The sequence below is a fragment of the Sorangium sp. So ce131 genome, assembly GCF_051519095.1.
Classification (GTDB): Bacteria; Myxococcota_A; Polyangia; order Polyangiales; family Polyangiaceae; genus Sorangium.
Map to the genome: position 1 here is coordinate 6,348,920 of NZ_CP150455.1, position 15,316 is coordinate 6,364,235.

General features: G+C 72.5%; 15 protein-coding genes and 1 tRNA gene. 6 read left to right on the forward strand and 10 right to left on the reverse strand.

Features of this window, described 5'->3' with window-relative positions:
- Positions 1 to 29 precede the first annotated feature (29 nt).
- Positions 30 to 290, forward strand: a complete 261-nt coding sequence (locus tag WMF43_RS23165) for a GlsB/YeaQ/YmgE family stress response membrane protein (RefSeq protein ID WP_437683300.1) — start codon at positions 30 to 32, stop codon at positions 288 to 290.
- Here the strand turns inward: WMF43_RS23165 and WMF43_RS23170 are convergent.
- The 4 genes from WMF43_RS23170 to WMF43_RS23185 all read right to left on the reverse strand — a co-directional run bounded on the left by WMF43_RS23170 (position 254) and on the right by WMF43_RS23185 (position 3,899).
- Entirely contained in the window at positions 254 to 1,072 is an 819-nt protein-coding gene (locus WMF43_RS23170) for a hypothetical protein (RefSeq protein ID WP_437683301.1), read from the reverse strand. The two genes, WMF43_RS23165 and WMF43_RS23170, sit on opposite strands and share 37 nt — an antisense overlap.
- A 132-nt stretch (positions 1,073 to 1,204) precedes the next feature.
- Positions 1,205 to 2,758 carry a serine/threonine-protein kinase gene (locus tag WMF43_RS23175; RefSeq protein WP_437683302.1) on the reverse strand — a complete coding sequence of 518 codons (1,554 nt, stop codon included), beginning with the start codon at positions 2,756 to 2,758 and terminating at the stop codon, positions 1,205 to 1,207.
- A 396-nt stretch (positions 2,759 to 3,154) separates the two neighbouring features.
- Positions 3,155 to 3,227: transfer RNA gene (locus tag WMF43_RS23180), tRNA-Gly, on the reverse strand.
- 129 nt (positions 3,228 to 3,356) lie between these two features.
- Positions 3,357 to 3,899 carry a hypothetical protein gene (locus WMF43_RS23185; RefSeq protein ID WP_437683303.1) on the reverse strand — a complete coding sequence of 181 codons (543 nt, stop codon included), beginning with the start codon at positions 3,897 to 3,899 and terminating at the stop codon, positions 3,357 to 3,359.
- 162 nt (positions 3,900 to 4,061) lie between these two features.
- On the opposite strand from WMF43_RS23185, the gene WMF43_RS23190 reads away from it, so the two are divergent.
- The gene (locus WMF43_RS23190) at positions 4,062 to 4,373 is read left to right on the forward strand and encodes a hypothetical protein (RefSeq protein ID WP_437683304.1); all 312 of its coding nucleotides are present in this window, start codon (positions 4,062 to 4,064) and stop codon (positions 4,371 to 4,373) included.
- Positions 4,374 to 4,777: 404 nt separating this feature from the next.
- Here WMF43_RS23190 and WMF43_RS23195 read toward each other — a convergent pair whose 3' ends face one another.
- The 6 genes from WMF43_RS23195 to WMF43_RS23220 all read right to left on the reverse strand — a co-directional run bounded on the left by WMF43_RS23195 (position 4,778) and on the right by WMF43_RS23220 (position 10,926).
- Positions 4,778 to 5,416, reverse strand: a complete 639-nt coding sequence (locus tag WMF43_RS23195; RefSeq protein WP_437683305.1) for a sterol desaturase family protein — start codon at positions 5,414 to 5,416, stop codon at positions 4,778 to 4,780.
- A gap of 66 nt (positions 5,417 to 5,482) precedes the next feature.
- Positions 5,483 to 6,637, reverse strand: coding sequence for an iron-containing alcohol dehydrogenase (locus WMF43_RS23200; protein WP_437683306.1), 1,155 nt, complete (start codon positions 6,635 to 6,637; stop codon positions 5,483 to 5,485).
- Complete coding sequence (locus WMF43_RS23205) at positions 6,634 to 7,995, reverse strand: glutamine synthetase family protein (protein ID WP_437683307.1); 1,362 nt, start codon at positions 7,993 to 7,995, stop codon at positions 6,634 to 6,636. The genes WMF43_RS23200 and WMF43_RS23205 overlap by 4 nt, the downstream gene beginning before the upstream one ends.
- A 105-nt stretch (positions 7,996 to 8,100) precedes the next feature.
- Entirely contained in the window at positions 8,101 to 8,715 is a 615-nt protein-coding gene (locus WMF43_RS23210) for a hypothetical protein (protein ID WP_437683308.1), read from the reverse strand.
- Complete coding sequence (locus WMF43_RS23215; RefSeq protein ID WP_437683309.1) at positions 8,708 to 10,504, reverse strand: serine/threonine protein kinase; 1,797 nt, start codon at positions 10,502 to 10,504, stop codon at positions 8,708 to 8,710. Before WMF43_RS23215 ends, WMF43_RS23210 begins: the two co-directional genes overlap by 8 nt.
- 194 nt (positions 10,505 to 10,698) lie before the next feature.
- A complete protein-coding gene (locus WMF43_RS23220; RefSeq protein WP_437683310.1) occupies positions 10,699 to 10,926 on the reverse strand; it encodes a hypothetical protein in 228 nt (75 codons plus the stop codon).
- Between the two features lie 1,274 nt (positions 10,927 to 12,200).
- On the opposite strand from WMF43_RS23220, the gene WMF43_RS23225 reads away from it, so the two are divergent.
- From WMF43_RS23225 to WMF43_RS23240, 4 genes are all read left to right on the forward strand, one after another.
- Positions 12,201 to 12,452: a type II toxin-antitoxin system prevent-host-death family antitoxin gene (locus tag WMF43_RS23225; protein ID WP_437683311.1), complete on the forward strand. Its 252-nt coding sequence runs from the start codon at positions 12,201 to 12,203 to the stop codon at positions 12,450 to 12,452.
- On the forward strand, positions 12,449 to 12,844 hold the full coding sequence (locus tag WMF43_RS23230; protein ID WP_437683312.1) for a type II toxin-antitoxin system VapC family toxin: 396 nt from the start codon (positions 12,449 to 12,451) through the stop codon (positions 12,842 to 12,844). Before WMF43_RS23225 ends, WMF43_RS23230 begins: the two co-directional genes overlap by 4 nt.
- A gap of 123 nt (positions 12,845 to 12,967) precedes the next feature.
- On the forward strand, positions 12,968 to 13,903 hold the full coding sequence (locus WMF43_RS23235; protein ID WP_437683313.1) for a tetratricopeptide repeat protein: 936 nt from the start codon (positions 12,968 to 12,970) through the stop codon (positions 13,901 to 13,903).
- Between the two features lie 99 nt (positions 13,904 to 14,002).
- Entirely contained in the window at positions 14,003 to 15,187 is a 1,185-nt protein-coding gene (locus tag WMF43_RS23240) for an alpha/beta hydrolase family esterase (RefSeq protein WP_437683314.1), read from the forward strand.
- Positions 15,188 to 15,316: the final 129 nt, after the last annotated feature.

A 15,316-nucleotide genomic window follows, 5' to 3' on the forward strand; every position in this document is an offset into this window, starting at 1 on the left:
GGCGTGACCCGTGTCGAGAGGAGCGAACCATGTCCGTGCTGCTGTGGATCCTGTTTGGGCTCATCGTCGGCGTCATCGCCAAGCTGCTGACCCCCGGGCGCGACCCGGGAGGCTTCGTGGTGACGACGCTGCTGGGCGTCGCCGGCGCCTTGCTCGGCGGCTTCATCGGCCGGGCCCTCGGCCTCTACCCGTCGTACCAGTCGAGCGGGGGCTTCTTCATGTCCATCCTGGGCGCCGTCGTGCTCCTCGCCCTCTACAACGCGACGCTCGGCCGCCGCGCGAGGCCCTGATCGACGGCGGGAAGACCGCGCAGCCGAGGGGAGACACGCGGCCCGAGCAGCGCGGCGGCGGGGACCACGCGGGCCGGCGCGGCGCGCCGATCCAGGCGGAAGTCGAGCGCGACGTCCGGCGGCAGCGGCCGGATCGCGCCCGCGCCGTAGCAGCGGCGGTACACGAGGTCGCCCGGGCGCGCCCCGCGTCCGCCGAGCTGGTGGCTCCACCACCGCGAGTAGACCGTCGGCCGCCCGGGCTCGATGGAGAGCAGATCGGCGCGATCGAGCCGCACCTCCCGGTGGTAGCCGCTCTCGGCGACCCCGCGGTCGGCGCTCAGGCTCCCGTCCTCCCCCACGCTGAAGACGATCCTGAACCCCTCGACGTCGCCCTTTCCGTACGCGAGCTGCTGGAGCCCCGCGCCGACGAACAGCGCGTGGGTGTACACGAGGTCCACGGCGAGCGCGGGCAGGACCGCCCAGGTGAGCCAGTTGTTGCCCCAGGGACGCTCCTCCGAGAAGAAGGCGTAGTACCCGACGGAGACCTTGCCGGGCTCGCCCGGCGAGCTGCGGTAATAAAGGACGTCGCCGAGCTCCCCCGCGCTCGCGACCGTCGATCCGACGCAGATGGGCTGTCGCTCGATGGCCGCGCCGATCTCGCTCCGCTGCCCGGGCTGCTCGCGCGCACCGGCCGGAGGGCACGAGAGCGCGCTCCCCGGGGTGGAGCGCGCGAGGAGCGGGAAGAGAGGGACGACCGGCGCGGCGAGCGCCAGGGCACGGCCAAGAGCACGGCGGGCGGACATCGGAGGCGGCGACGCTAGCGGGCTCGTCGGGTCCCTCGCCACCGCAGACGACCGTTCGCGTCCGGCGCGTCACGCGAGCGCCGCGCAATGGAGCTCTCCCGGGGATCCCGCGATCTCCGCGCTCGCGCGGCGTCACCCCGGCGGCGCGCGGCTCGCCGGCGCAGCGCCGCCGCCGAGCGCGCCGATCGCCCTGCCCGCGAGCGCCCCCGCGGCGAACGTGACCGCGGCGATCACGAGCCAGGGCACGATCCCGGCGCGCCGCGGCGCGCGTGTGTCCCGCCAGCACGGCGTCGCGGCGCGCCTCGCCTCGCTGCGATCGCCGCGCGCTTCGTCCTCCACCGCCGGGCTCGCTCCTGCGCCCGGCTCTTCCGGCCGCGGCGCGCTCTCGCCGCGGTCCACCGAGGAGCGAGCCCCGGCCGCCCGCCGCGCGTCGGTCCGCGCCGCGCGCGGCCCGCCGGATCGCAGGCCGCCGCGCGCGAGCAGCGACCGGTGCCGCTCGCGGCCGCTCGTGACGACCTCGCGCACGAGCCCCGCGAGCTCCTGGCCCGCGAGCAGGCCGCGCTCGCTCGAGCTCGGTCCGTCGCGCCCGCCCGGCGCCCGGCGCAGGGCGACGAGCACCTCCGCGAGCGCCTCTTCCATCTGCGCTGCGCTCTCGAAGCGGCGGTCGGGATCGCGCGCGAGCGCGCGCCGCAGCGCCTCCTCGAGCAGCGCCGGGCACGCCGGGCGGAGCGGCGTGATCGCGGGCACCTCGCCGGAGAGCACCGCGCGCATCGTCGCCCCGTCGTCCCTCCGGTGGAACAGCCGCCGCCCGGTCAGGAGCTCGAACAGGATCACGCCGACCGCGAAGAGATCCGCCCGCGCGTCGATCGCGTCCCCGCGCAGCTGCTCCGGCGCGACATAACCGAGCTTGCCCTTCACGGTGCCGGCACCGGTCGACACGGCCGCCCCCGCGCAGGGAGGCAGCGGGCCGAGCGGGTCAGGCTCGTCCATCCCGCTCGTCGCCGTCATCTTCGCGACGCCGAAGTCGATGAGCTTGATCTCGCCGTCGACCGAGAGCAGCACGTTCTGCGGGCTCACGTCGCGGTGCACGAGGCCGACGGGCTTCCCGCGGTCGTCGCGGAGCCCGTGCGCGTGCCCGAGCGCCCGCAGCACGCCCAGGCCGATCTCGAGCGCCCCTTCGAGCGGGAACGGCCGCCCCTCGGCGCCATAGGCGCGCGCGGCCGCGGCGAGGTCGCAGCCCCGGACATACTCGACCACGAGGTGGTGCCGCCCCTCGTGGAAGACGAAGTCGTGGAACCGGATCACGTTCGGGTGCTGGAGCCTCGCGCTGATCCAGGCCTCGCAGAGGAACATCCGCACGATCGACGGATCTCGCCGCGCCTCCGGGCGGAGCCGCTTCACGACCACCGGGTGGGCGATACCTGCCGGGCCGCGCCGGCATGCGAGGAACAGCTCGGCCATCCCGCCGGCCGACAGGCGCGCCAGCAGCGCGTAGCCGCCGTCGCCCATCGGGAGGTCCAGCCCTCCGGCGCTGCACGGCGGCTCCGGCGCGCTCCCCTCGCGCAGCCGCGGCGAGCCGAGGGCGCGGACCGAGGACGGCCGCCGCGCCATCCACTGCCGGAGCCGCCCCGCCCCGGCCAGCCCCACGTGCTGCCCGCGCCGCCACATCCGACCTCGGCTATTCACGCGGTGTGCCACGGAGAGGGCCGCGGCACCGTCACCTCCGAGCAACACGCGTCGCGCGCTCCGTGCGTGGATCCCGCCGGATGAGAGCGCATGTCGGGAGCCGCGCAGGAGCGCCGCATCCGCCGAAAATGCGGAAACCGGATCGCCCCCCTCGCCCCGCCACCGAGCACACCTCGAGCAGAGGCACACGCAGGATCGGCGACGTCGACCCGCCCGCGGCGGAACGCGGGTCAGGTGATGCAGGGAATGCCGCGCCGAGCCTCCGCGTGCAGGCCGGCAGCGTCCGAGCTCAGCGCAGCAGCTGTCGCAGCGACGACGACAGCAGTCACCCCTCGGCGCAGAGGCAGTCCAACAGCAGGAGGACCGCCAGCGCAGGAGGGTGCCGGCGATCCTCGGAGCGGGACACGGGATTCGAACCCGCGACCCTCAGCTTGGGAAGCTGATGCTCTACCAACTGAGCTAGTCCCGCTTGAGGTGGAGGAGCTTCTACCGAATCCCTCGCCGCAGGGCAACCCCCTTCGCCACGAACCTCGTGATCTTTATGGAGGGCCGCTCGAGAGGGCGCGGGCCGCGGCGCCGCGACGCGCGCGGCCGCCCCTCAGCGGCGCGCGCGGAGCGAGGGCACGCCGAGCAGGGCGGGTCGCGGCGCGCGCGTGCGGATCATGCTGTCAAACTCGCCGGTCGCCGCCCCGATCGCGTCGGCGACCTCGGGGGCGCCGGCGTCCGGCGGGATCCACGGCAGCTGATGGAGCGCCGGCCTGTCGGCCGGCACCCAGCGCAGGCTCCGCGTCACGAGCACGACCGGGTGGTCGTTCGCCACGAGCTCGCTCGCGAGACGAACGCCGCCGAGCGGCGCCGGCGGCAGGTCCAGGCAGACGAGGAACGCCTCGAACTGCTCGGTCGCCGCGGCGAGCAGGGCGTCGTCGATCGACGAGGCGTCCACGATCTCGACGTTGGCCACCGCCTCCTCGACCGCGCGGGCGAGCGCATCACACGTGGTCGCGCGGGCGTCGTGCGCGAGGAGGATCCGGCTGCGGCGCACAGGGCGCGGCCCGGGGCGGCGCGGCTCGACGACCTCGACCCCCTCGGAGGCCGGCGTCGCGCGTTCTCGATCTGCACGGCGTGCACTTCGAGCGGTCATGAACTCCCCTTCCCCAGTCACACCAGCGCGACCGGGACCCAGGCTAACACCCCTTGAGCTCAAACTGATCACCCTTTATATGAGGACGCGCATCTTTCCCAGCACGCCGCACCGCGGCATGCCGACACGTTTTACGGAAACATCTACGAAGGACGGTCCTGAATGAGTCGGTTTCTCATCTCCACTCGTTGCGAGTGCCAGGCAGCCCTCTCAGCCACCCTGGACGAGCACCGGCACGTCACCGCCGGGTGGGCTGCCCGAGGTCGTTCGGCCACCGCGGAGGCCGGCAAGGAGATCGCGCCGGCGCACAGCATCAATGCCCACCTCGACCGGTTCGACGTGGCGTGGCTGTGCCCGTACTGCGGACGCAACACGCTCCGGACCTTCTACGCGGGCGCGATGCGGCCGCTGTCTGCATCGGAAGCGGCCGCCGCGGCGGCGCTCGCCGCGAGCGGCGCCGCCCCGTCGCCGTGAGCTGCCCGCTGCGCCTCGGGCCCCGGAGGCCGCGTGTCAAGCCGTCCTTCCGTCCACGCGCCCGGCGGGCCCTGCGCGCCTGATCCTGGGCGGGCGCCGCGCGCTCGCTGACGTGCGCGCGCACTCCGACGACGCGCGCTCCCCGACGACGCGCTCGCGCGTCGTCGGGGAGCGCGCGCGTCGAGCCGATCTCCTCCAAAACCCCTCGCCTCCTCGATCGCGAACGATCCCTTCGCCTCCTCCACGGGAAGCGGCCGCGGCCCAGCGCCGAAGAGCTCCGCCGCGTCGGACGCGCGAGCGCCCGGACGCGACCGACTCACGGGCTCCCCAACCCGCGGCGCCGACGAACCATTCCCACGTTGCTGGCGATCACCGGCGATCCCGGGCGCGCGCCGATCTCCCGGTCAGCTGCCTTTTCCTGGCTGCGAGCTGCCCATCGTCCCGAAGACCCAGTCCCAGAGCGGAGAGGACACGCCCCACCGCGCGTGTTCCCCCGTGTGGTGATGGACCATGTGATGGCGCTTGATCCACTTCCCCCAGCGAGAGCTCATGCGGAAGTGGTGAATGGCATAGTGCGTGCCGTCGTAGACGAGGTAGCCGAGGCCGAAGCCGACAAACAGCGGATCCGCTGGAACGGGGCCGAAGACGACGCGAAACATCGTGTAGAACACGACGCCGAGGGGGATGCTGGCGCCGAGCGGCATCACCAGCCGATCGGCGTCCTGGGGAAAGTCGTGGTGCACCCCGTGGAGGACGAAGTGCATCCGGCGCTGCCACAGGCGCGGCCCGACGTAGTGGAACACGTACCGATGCAGGACGTACTCGGCGAGCGTCCACAGGAAGGCGCCCGCCAGCACGAGGCCGATCCCGGCGAGCAGGCCGACGCCGTGGCGGGCGGCGCGGACGCAAAGATACCCGTAAACCGGGATCCAGAAGACGAACGGCGTGAGCGGGTGGATCCGCGAAAACCGCTCGATGAGCGGCGTCTCGAACATCTGGCACGTCGCGGGACGGGCGGCTCGCTCGCTGGGGGTGACGGTCATCGTGCACCCCTGCTACCTCATTTATCCATCGTCGACCAGAGGTAGGCTGGCCCCCAACGACCGCGTCTATCCCGCGAAGGAAGCGTCGTAGAGGCGGCGGAGATCCTCGCGCGAGCACGGGCGGGGGTTGCTCGTATGACAGGCGTCCTGGGCGGCGAGATCGGCCAGCGCGTCGAGTTTGTCGCGCGCGACGCCGGCCTTCTCGAGGCCGGCCGCGAGCCCGATGCGCGCGCGCAGGCCGCGGATCGCGTCCGCGCACGCGGCGGCGTCCTCGGCCGCGCCGAGGAGGGCCGCGACGCGGGCGAGGCGCGGCGTCGCCGCGGCGACGTTGAACTCGACGACCGGCGGCAGGCACAGGGCGTTGGCGAGGCCGTGGTGCAGCCCACACTCGCTGGAGAGCGGGTGGGCGAGCGAGTGGCACGCGCCGAGCCCCTTCTGGAAGGCGACGGCGCCCATCATCGCGGCCTTCATCATGGCGCCGCGCGCCTCGAGATCGTCGCCGTGTGTGACCGCCCGCTCCAGGTTCGCGGCGGCGAGGCGGATCCCTTCCAGCGCGATGCCGTCGGCCATCGGGTGATCGCCCTTCGAGACGTACGCCTCGATACAGTGCGTGAGCGCGTCGAAGCCGGTCGCGGCCGTGAGGAAGGCGGGCATCGACCGCGTCATCTCCGGGTCGAGCAGCGCGGCGTTCGCGAGCAGGTACGGCGAGAAGATCACCGTCTTGCGGTGGTTCACGTCGAGCGTCACGACGCCCGAGCGCCCGACCTCGCTGCCGGTGCCGGCGGTCGTCGGGATCGCGAGCATCGGCGGGACGTTGGGCGTGATGAAACGATCGCCGCCCGTGGCGTCGTCGTAGTCGACGAGCGGCCGGTCGTGGTGCACGCCGAGGCGGACGAGCTTGCCGACGTCGAGCGGCGAGCCGCCCCCGAGGGCGACGACGAGATCGGCGCCGGCCGCGCGGAACGCGGCGACGCCGTCGTGCACGTTCTTCTCGACCGGGTTGCCGAGCACGTCGTCGAAGACGGCGACCTCGACGCCGGCCTGCCGCAGCGACGCGGCGACCGGCTCGAGCAGCCCCGAGCGGACGACGCCCTTGTCCGTGACGACGAGCGCCCTCGACGCCCCGAGCCGGCGCGCCTCGGCGCCTGTCTGCCCGACGACGCCGGCGCCGAAGAGGATGCGAGTAGGAAAGCTCCAAACCGTGAACTGGCTCATGATCACACCGCCTCGAAGTAGCGCTTCAGCTCCCAATCCGTGACCGCGCGCTCGTACTGCCGCACTTCCCAGTCGCGCGTGCGGACATAGTGATCGACGAACTTCTCGCCGAGGATCTCGCGGGCGGCGCGGCTGCCCTCGAGCAGCCGGGTCGCCTCGGCGAGCGTGCGCGGCAGGGCGCGGCGCGAGTCCCCGGCGGTGGAGGCGTCGCCCGCGGCCTGCGGGGGCGGCTCGATCCCGTTCTCGATGCCGTGGAGCCCCGCGCCGAGGCAGGCCGCCATGGCGATGTACGGGTTGATGTCCGCGGCCGTCTGCCGGTACTCGACCCGCGCGCCCGGCGTGCCGAGGCCGATGAGGCGGATCGCGGCCGTGCGGTTCTCGACGCCCCAGCTCGCGGTGAGCGGCGCCCAGACGCCGGGCACGTACCGCTTGTAGGTGTTGATCGTCGGCGAGTAGAGCGCCGTGAGCTCCGGCATGAGGGCGATCTGGCCGCCCACGTAGTGGCGCAGCGCGGCCGGGAGCCGGTCGGGCGACGACGCGTCCTGGAAGACGTTCTTGCCGTCCTTCCAGAGGCTCTGGTGCAGGTGGCCGCTCGATCCGGGGAGGTCCGCGTTCCACTTCGCCATGAAGGTCACCGCGAGGCCGTGCTCGAAGGCGATCTGCTTCATGGCGGTCTTGAAGAGCGCGGCCTTGTCCGCGGCGCGGAGCACGTCGTCGTAGCGGATCGCCGCCTCGTACACGCCCGGGCCGGTCTCGGTGTGCAGGCCCTCGATCTCGACGTCGAACGCGCGCATGCCGTCGAGGATGGCCGCCATGAGCTTCTTGTTCTGGCCCTCGCGGACCCACGAGTAGCCGAACATTCCGGGGCTCAGCGGCGTGAGGCCGGCGAAGCGCTTCTCGTGGAGCGAGCGCGGCGTCTCCTCGAAGAGGAAGAACTCGAACTCGCACGAGAACTTCGCGGAGAAGCCCATGCGCTCCCCCTTCTCGATGACGCTCCGGAGGAGCGAGCGCGGACAGGCGGGGTGCGGGCCGCCTTGCTCGTCGCGGAAGTCCGCGAGGATCGCGGCGGTGTTCGGCTCCCACGGGATGTCGCGCAGGGTGCTCGGGTCGAGGACCGCGTGCGCGTCCGGGTAGCCGCTGTGCCAGCCGGTGACCTTGGCGTTGTCGTAGAGGACGTCGGCGATGTCCCAGCCGAAGATGACGTCGCAGAAGCCGAAGCCGCTCTGGAGGGCGCTCTTCAGCTTCTCCAGCGAGACGTACTTGCCGCGGAGGATGCCGTCGATGTCAAAGCCGCCGATCTTGGCGCGGGTGATGCCCCGGGCTTCCAGACCGGAGAGGAGCTTCTCGGAGGTCGAGGCGGTCATGGGCCGCGACGATACAGGGGACGCGGGCGGAAGGGAAAGGCCAGGAGCGAACCGCGCCGGGGGCGCGCCCGCCGCGGCTCGCGGCGACGCGGCCGGCGCGGCGGCTCACTTCACGCGGACGCTCTCGATCGGGTAGCGCTCGGCGAGCGGCACGAGCACGCGCTCGACGAGCTCGCGGACGCGCGTGTAACGCTGGTGGTTCGTCGCGGCCGGATTGCGCTTCGAGTCGACCACGCCGATGCGGATGTCGAGCGTGCGCGCGTCCTCGACGCCGCCCGTGACGAACGCGTCCGGGTGCACCTTGTCGAGCGCGACGTTGAGCTCGGCCGTGTCGGGGACCGCGCCGGCGAAGCTCACCTCCAGCGCCTCGCCGAGGCCGTTCAGCACCGCGTTCAGGTTCTCCACCGGGAACGGCTGGCGCGCGAGCCACGCGACGACCTCGCGCCGCGCGCCGCGGAGCGCCACGCTGGCGACGAGCGCGATCGCGATCGGCAGGAACACGAGGGCGCCGAGCGGGCGCACGACCGACGGCCCCGCGTCCTTGCCCATCGCCGCGAGGAACGCGAGCAGGAAGAGGGCCGTGGCGAGCGCCACGAGCGGCGGGTCGGTGAGCACGCCGAAGCGCGAGGTCGACGCGTTCATGACCCGCGTGAAGCGGGCCGACACGCTCTCGGCCGCGCGCTGCTCCGCGAGCGCCCTTGCAGAGGTCAGGTCAGGCATCGCCGGGATCTCCGAGCATGCGCCAGAAGAACAGCCCGACGCCGAGGAGGAGCAGGGCGCCGGCGACCCAGAACGAGCGCACCGGTCCGAAGCTCAGGACCTGGCCCGAGCTCTTCATGATGAGGTCGGCCACCGTGATCACACACGCGAACACGATGCAGGCCACCGGCAGCGCGAGCTGCTGCAGCAGGGTCGGCCCCGCGCGCGGGCTCGGCGGCGCCGGGGCGCGCGGCCGCGGGTCCGCCGGGCGCGACGTGGGCCGGTACCTGGACGCCGGCGTCTCCGAGAGCGGGCGCAGCGCCGCCGGCGGCGGGGGCGTGCGCGGCGGCATGCGCGGCGAGGCGCCGAGCGCCGCCTCCAGCGGCAGCATGGTGTCGATCCCGATCCCGCCGCCGCGCGCGCGTGCGCTCGGGGGGGTGCTCTCCATCCCGCCGGCGCGGGGGAGCCCGCCCACGACGGGGGTCGTCTCCGCGAGGCCCATGCCGCCGGCCCGGCCGCGCGTGCTCCCGGGAGCGCCCTCCGCGCCGGCCGCGCCCGCCGGGGTCCAGCCGCGCGCGCTCGGCGGCGGCCCTTCGGGCAGGTCCATCTCGAGCCCCGCCGAATCCGAGGGCGGCGGCGGGCGCACGCTGTTCCCCGCGCCGTCCCGGCGGTTTCCCCGCTGCGCGCGGAGCGAGGCCGGGGCCACGTCGAGGTCGATCTCGAGCGACCCGGCGTTCGTCGGCGTCTCCAGCCAGACCTGCCCCGATCGCTTGATCGGCAGGGCCGCGCGCGTCGACGACGGCGGGGGCGGCGGCGGCGGCGCGTAGGCGTCGTCGTGCGTGGCGGCGCGCGGGCCGAAGGTGGGCGGGAGCCCCATCACCGCCTCCAGCTCCGACCAGAAGGTCTCGATGTCGCGCGTGCGGTCGCGCGGGCTCACCGCGAGCGCGCGCTCGAACACCGCGTCGACCTCCGGCGGGACGTTGGCCCCCTCGGTCCGGGGCGTCGGCCGCCGGTTCACGTCGAGCGCCGTCCCCATCATCGCCTGCGCCTCGCCCTCGATGACCTGCCGTCCGACCAGCGCCTCGACCATGGTGAGCGCAAGACCCCACACGTCGGTCCAGGTTCCCGTCTGCCCGAACCGCTTCGGCGCCCACTGCTCCGGGGCGCCGTACGCCGGGGAGAAGGCGTTCAGCGGGTCGCCGTTGGTCACCCGGCCGACCGCCTGCTCGGCCAGCGTCTTGGCCTGGGCGATGCCGTAGTCGAGGATCTTGAGGCGTTCCGTCCCCTCCTGGGTCGTGATGAAGATGTTCTCGGGCTTGAGGTCGCGGTGGATGATCGACACCGTGCCGTTCGGGCTCGGGAAGCGGTGCGCCCGCGCGATCGCCTGCGCGATCGGGCGCATCATCTTCATCAGCTTGTGGAGCGGGATCGGCGGCTCCCCGTTCTGCCGCCGCCGGTCGATGACCCGGTCGAGCGACTCGCCTTCCAGCCACTCGAGCGCCAGGAAGGGGACGAACTCTCCTTTCTTGAGGTGGAGGACGTCGACGTGGAGCGGCCGGACGACCTCGGGGATGGAGGCCGAGAGCCGGAAGAGCAGCTGGGCCTCCTCGCGGAACTTCCCGAGGAACAGCTGGCGCTCGCGCGGCGTCCGGGCCTCGGAGACCTTCAGGCACTTCAGGGCGACGGGCGCGCGGAACCCGGCGTGGATCGCCCGGTACACCACGCCGAACCCACCCTCCGCGACCACCTGCTCGACGTGGAAATTACCCGCCTGCGTGGTCCCGACGATGCCGAAGACGTCGTCCGCCATGCTCCCTGAGCCATAGCGCACGGGGGCGCGAGACCGAAGGGCGAAACCGAATTTTCCTGATCGATCGTCCCCGTCCCCTGCCGGGATGCACCGGGGTGACCAGAGGGGCGAGGAGGAGGGAGGCGGCGAAGGGAGCGGGGTCAGCTGGTGCGGGGCGCGCTGCAGGGGAGCGAGCGGCGCGTTGTCCCGGCGCTTCAGCTCCGGAGGTGCGAGGAGGCGTCGCGGTGGGCCTTGTCCTCCTCCTGGAGGATCGTGAAGACCAGGCCGGCGCCGATGATCGGCAGCAACCAGACGAGCTGCGCTTGCCAGACCTTCTGCTTCGGCTCGTAGAGCCGGCTGCGGAAGACGCGGACGGTGACGTAAATCTGGAAGGCAAGGAGGGCGGCGATGGCGGTGCCGACGAGGATGTCGAAGGGCGTCATGGGATGGTGGGCCCAGCCTAGCCACGAAGGGGGTTCCCGCAAGCAGCCGGCGGACGACGGCAAGGTCCCGTCCCCGGCGGGAGGCGCGGCGGCGGGGAAGGCGGCGAGGCGGGCGGCGTGGGGGCTGCGGCGGCGCGCGGGTCTACGGCGGCGTGTGGTCCTGGGCGAGCTGAAGCGCCTCCGCTCGACGTCGATCGGCCTCTTCGCCAGCGTCGACGCTGGCGATCGACATGAACGAGGACGCCATCAGCGAGTCTAGCGTCGACGCTGGCGATCGACATGATCGAGGACGCCATCACCGAGGTCGAGAAGATCCTGGGCATCCTGGTCTCCATGACGCCGCGCAGTCGGCGACCGCCCGCGCCTGACCTCCGGCCGGGCCTGGCCCTGCCCGAGACGCCGGCCGCGCGCTGCGCGAGCGCCGCGGGTTGCGGGGCTTGCAAGCGCCGAGCTCCGGTGAGCGCCTCCGGAGGGTGCCTTGGCGCAGCGAGCTCACCTGGAGCGCCGCCGGGCGTCACCTCGAAGTAAGGCGTCTTGCCTACGCGCTGCCCAGCGGCGGCTTGAAGTAAGACATCTTACTCAAATCGCCACCCGGCGGCATCTCGTCGCATCTCAACTTGCGCCGCTCGCCTCCTGGCGGCGGATCGAAGTAAGACACCTTACGTCAATTGCCGCCCAGCGCCGCCTCGTCGCATTCCAATTCGCGCCGATCGCCTCCCGGCGGCATCTCGGAGTAAGAGAGCTTACTTCAAACCGCCACCCAGCGCCGCCTCGCCGCATTCCAATTCGCGCTGATCGCCTCCCGGCGGCACCTTGGAGTAAGAAGGCTTACTTCAGAGTACCGACCGGTGGCGCCTCGCCGCACGCTAACGTGTGCCGAACACCTCCGGGCGACACCTTGAAGTATGACATCTTACTTTTGATGGCCGCCGGATGCGCTTCCCCGCATTCTGTACTCCGTCATGAGCATCGCGAGCGTCTCCGCCTCGATGCGGATAGCGCCTCCCCCTGCCACTTGATGTGGAGTTCCTCAGAGCTGCTCGGCCCTCTCGGGGCGTCAGGCGCCGAGGGCCCGAGGTGCGAATGCGAAGGATGTCGGGTTGCTCCTGCCTCCACCCGCGGTCGCGCCAAGCCCGTCCGGACTCGACTATCGGGTTCCGTCACGCGAGGGGCCTCGGCCAGGGCTCGTGCGCGAGCGGCCATGGGGACATCTCCCCCGCGGCCCCCCGCCCGCTCCGTCTGGCCGCATCCGGAGAATGGACCTTCGACGCCCGATGGCCCATCTTACGGGGGTGCAAGCATTGAAGCTCCACGTCGTCGTGGACGACGCCATTGTCCGCGCCCTGCCCGCCCTCTCGCCGCTCCGCGGGCAGCGGATCGAGCTCATCGCGCTCGGCGAGGCGCAGCCGCCGATTCGGGTCGCACCCGTCGCGGGCGGGTTGCTCGGGCAGATCAACATGAAAGACGACTTCGACGCACCACTCCCCGACGACATCCGGCGCGCGTTCGAGGGAGAAGAAGCTTGAAGTGGCTGCTCGACACGCACGTCGCAATCTGGTTTGCCTCCGATCCTGGACGCTTGCGGCGGGAGGTCGTCGACGCAGTCCAGGATCCCGGAGCGCAGATACTGATCTCGGTCGCTTCCTGGTGGGAGCTCGCGATCAAGCACGCCATCGGGCGGCTGGAAGGCAGCCTGCCGCCGGAGCAGCTCCGGGCGTGGTGGCTCGACTATCCGACGGTCCGGAAGCTGGCCATCGAAGCGGCGCACGTCTGGACGGCGGCTGCGTATCCGCTGCACCATCGCGATCCGTTCGATCGAATGCTGCTGGCGCAAGCTCAGCTGGAGGACGCAACGCTCATCACTTCGGATGAGGCGCTGCGTGTGTACCAGACGCCCATCCTCTGGGCGCGCCCGTGAGCGGGCGTCGCAGTCGCCTGCGACGTGACTGGCCCTGAGGGCAGCACCCTCCCGGGCGCTTGACAGCCGCAGAGCCGCCGGGGTCTGCTACTGCACGCAGCGGCGCGCGCGGTGAGGTGCTTCATGGAGTCGCCGGTCTCCGAGCTGATGGCGCCGGTGCTGCCGGTGGGAGCGGAGCAGATCACGGCGGATCTGCTGCTCGCGGCGATGTGGTCGAGGTTGAGCGAGGCGGCGAAGGCCGCGGCCTGCGCGCTGACGGTGCTCCGCCGGCCTGCTCCGAGGCCGGTGATCGATGCGCTGGGCAGCGCGGAGGCGACGGGGGAGCTGATGCGGGCCGGTGTGCTCATACGGTTCCGCGAGCAAGCGATGGGGGACGAAGCGCTCGCCCTGACGGAGTCGGACCAAAGTCGTGCGGTCGCGCTCCATGAGAAAGGAAAGCTCCTACGAGCGCAGGGCAAATACAGGGAAGCGGAGACGCTATTTCGGCAGTCGCTCACGCTTCATGAAAAGGCGGTAGGCACCGAGGATTCCAATTACGGAGGTTTGCTGCAAGGGCTGGCGATCGTGCTGCGAGCACAGGGTAAGAGCGGGGAAGCGGAGGTGCTTCTGCGGCAGTCGCTCGCGCTTTACGAAAGGGCACTGGGTGTGGAACATCACCTGCTCTGTCTGATACTCACCGAGCTTGCGGCAGCGCTCTCCGAGCAGGGTCGCCCTCCTGCCCCCGCCGGGCATGCCGTCGCGACGTCCCGCGGGCGCATGGTATGGTCCGGTGGAGGGACCCCGTGCGTGCCTAACAAGCTCAACGTGAACGTGGCTGATGACCACCAGCTGGCCGTCACTCTTCCGGAGGACTTCCCTCCGGGGCCGGCCGAGGGGATCGTCCTCGCCGTGGCGTCCGTGACGCCCGAGGAGCGCAGGCTGGCGCGGGTGCTCGGGTCGCTCTCCAGCGCGGCCCCCTCCTCGGTCGAGGGAGACCCGGTCGCCGACGCACTCGCCGAGCTTCGCGACGAGCGGGCCCGGCGCTTCGATGCGAGCGAGGAGCCCGAGAGAGAGACGTAACCACGGAACACCGCAAATCGCGGCGGACCTGCGGGAACGTCGTACTAGAGTGCCCGCGTGCCTCGACCTCGACCCGAGAGCCACCCGCGACGCACCTCGGTGCCGGCCCCCCCCCGCCCCCGGCGCGGCCGAGCCCTGCTCGCCGCCGCGCTCGCCGGCGCCGCGCTCGGGATCGCCGCCGCGTGCTCCACGCCCTCCTCGAGCGTCGACGGCGGCGACCTGCTCGGCGTCTTCGAGCGCGACGCCGGCGCCGACGCCGCCGCGGCCGACGGCGGCGCCGCCCGCGCGACCGCCGACGCGCGCGACGCCGGCCGCACCCCGGCCTCGCAGCCGACGAAACCGCCGAAGGCGCCCGAGGCGCGCCCCCCCAGCGAGGGGAGCTGCGTCGCCGAGCAGGGACAACCGAGGCGCGAGCTCCGCAAGACGCTGGGCAGACCGCCCTGCCGCGGCGCCCGCGTGCTCGAGGCGCGCGACGCCGACGGGTCGCCCCGCTACGCCTGCGTGATCGCGCCGAGCGGCGTGGAGACGCGCGCGCCGCTGCCGCTCCTCGTCTTCTTCCACGGCGACGGCAAGAACCCGACCGCCGTCGACAAGGAGACCGGCCTGCGCAAGCTCGGCGCCACGTGGAACCTCACCGGCGACCCGGCGCACGCGGGCTTCATCGTGCTCGCCCCCCAGGGCCGCGCCTTCAAGACCCCGAGCCAGACCGAGCGCGAGCGCGGCACGAAGACGTACACCGCGGTCGCGCCGTTCGACGCCGAGTACACCGGCGAGGGCAACGTCGACGTCGCCACCGTCGACGCCTTCATCGACCAGCTGCTCGAGCAGAAGCTCGTCGACCGGCGGCGCATCTACGCCGTCGGCTCCTCCTACGGCGGCCACATGGCCGCGACCTACGCGATGGTGCGCGCCGACCGCGTCGCCGCGTTCGCCACGTTCGGCAGCGACGCCCCGCAGGCCGACTGGGCGTGCCCGGGCCCGCCGCCGCCCGCGATGGTGATCTACCGCGCCTGCGACGACGTGTTCCCGTGTGAGTCGGTCGAGCGGTGGCTGCGCGCGCGCGACGCGCTCTCCGCACAGACGTCGTTCCTGCGCCTCGACGAGGCCGGCAGGGACGAGCCCCACTGCGCGCTCAGGAACCGCTGCTCCGCGAAGAAAGGCGCCCTGAACCACGCGCGCTGGCCGAAGTCGCGCGAGGACGATCTGCTCCGCTTCTTCGCTGGGCACACATTGGCCGTCCCGACGGACCCCGCCAGCACGGCTGAGGCCGCCCACGCACGCTGACGCCATCAACACACGCTGACGCTGCTCCCCGCACGCTGACGCCCGCGCGCCGCCGCCGCGGCGCACCTGAACAACCGCGTGGCGGCGTTGAGCGGACCGGCCGTCTTGGCGTAGTGTTGCTCCCCGATG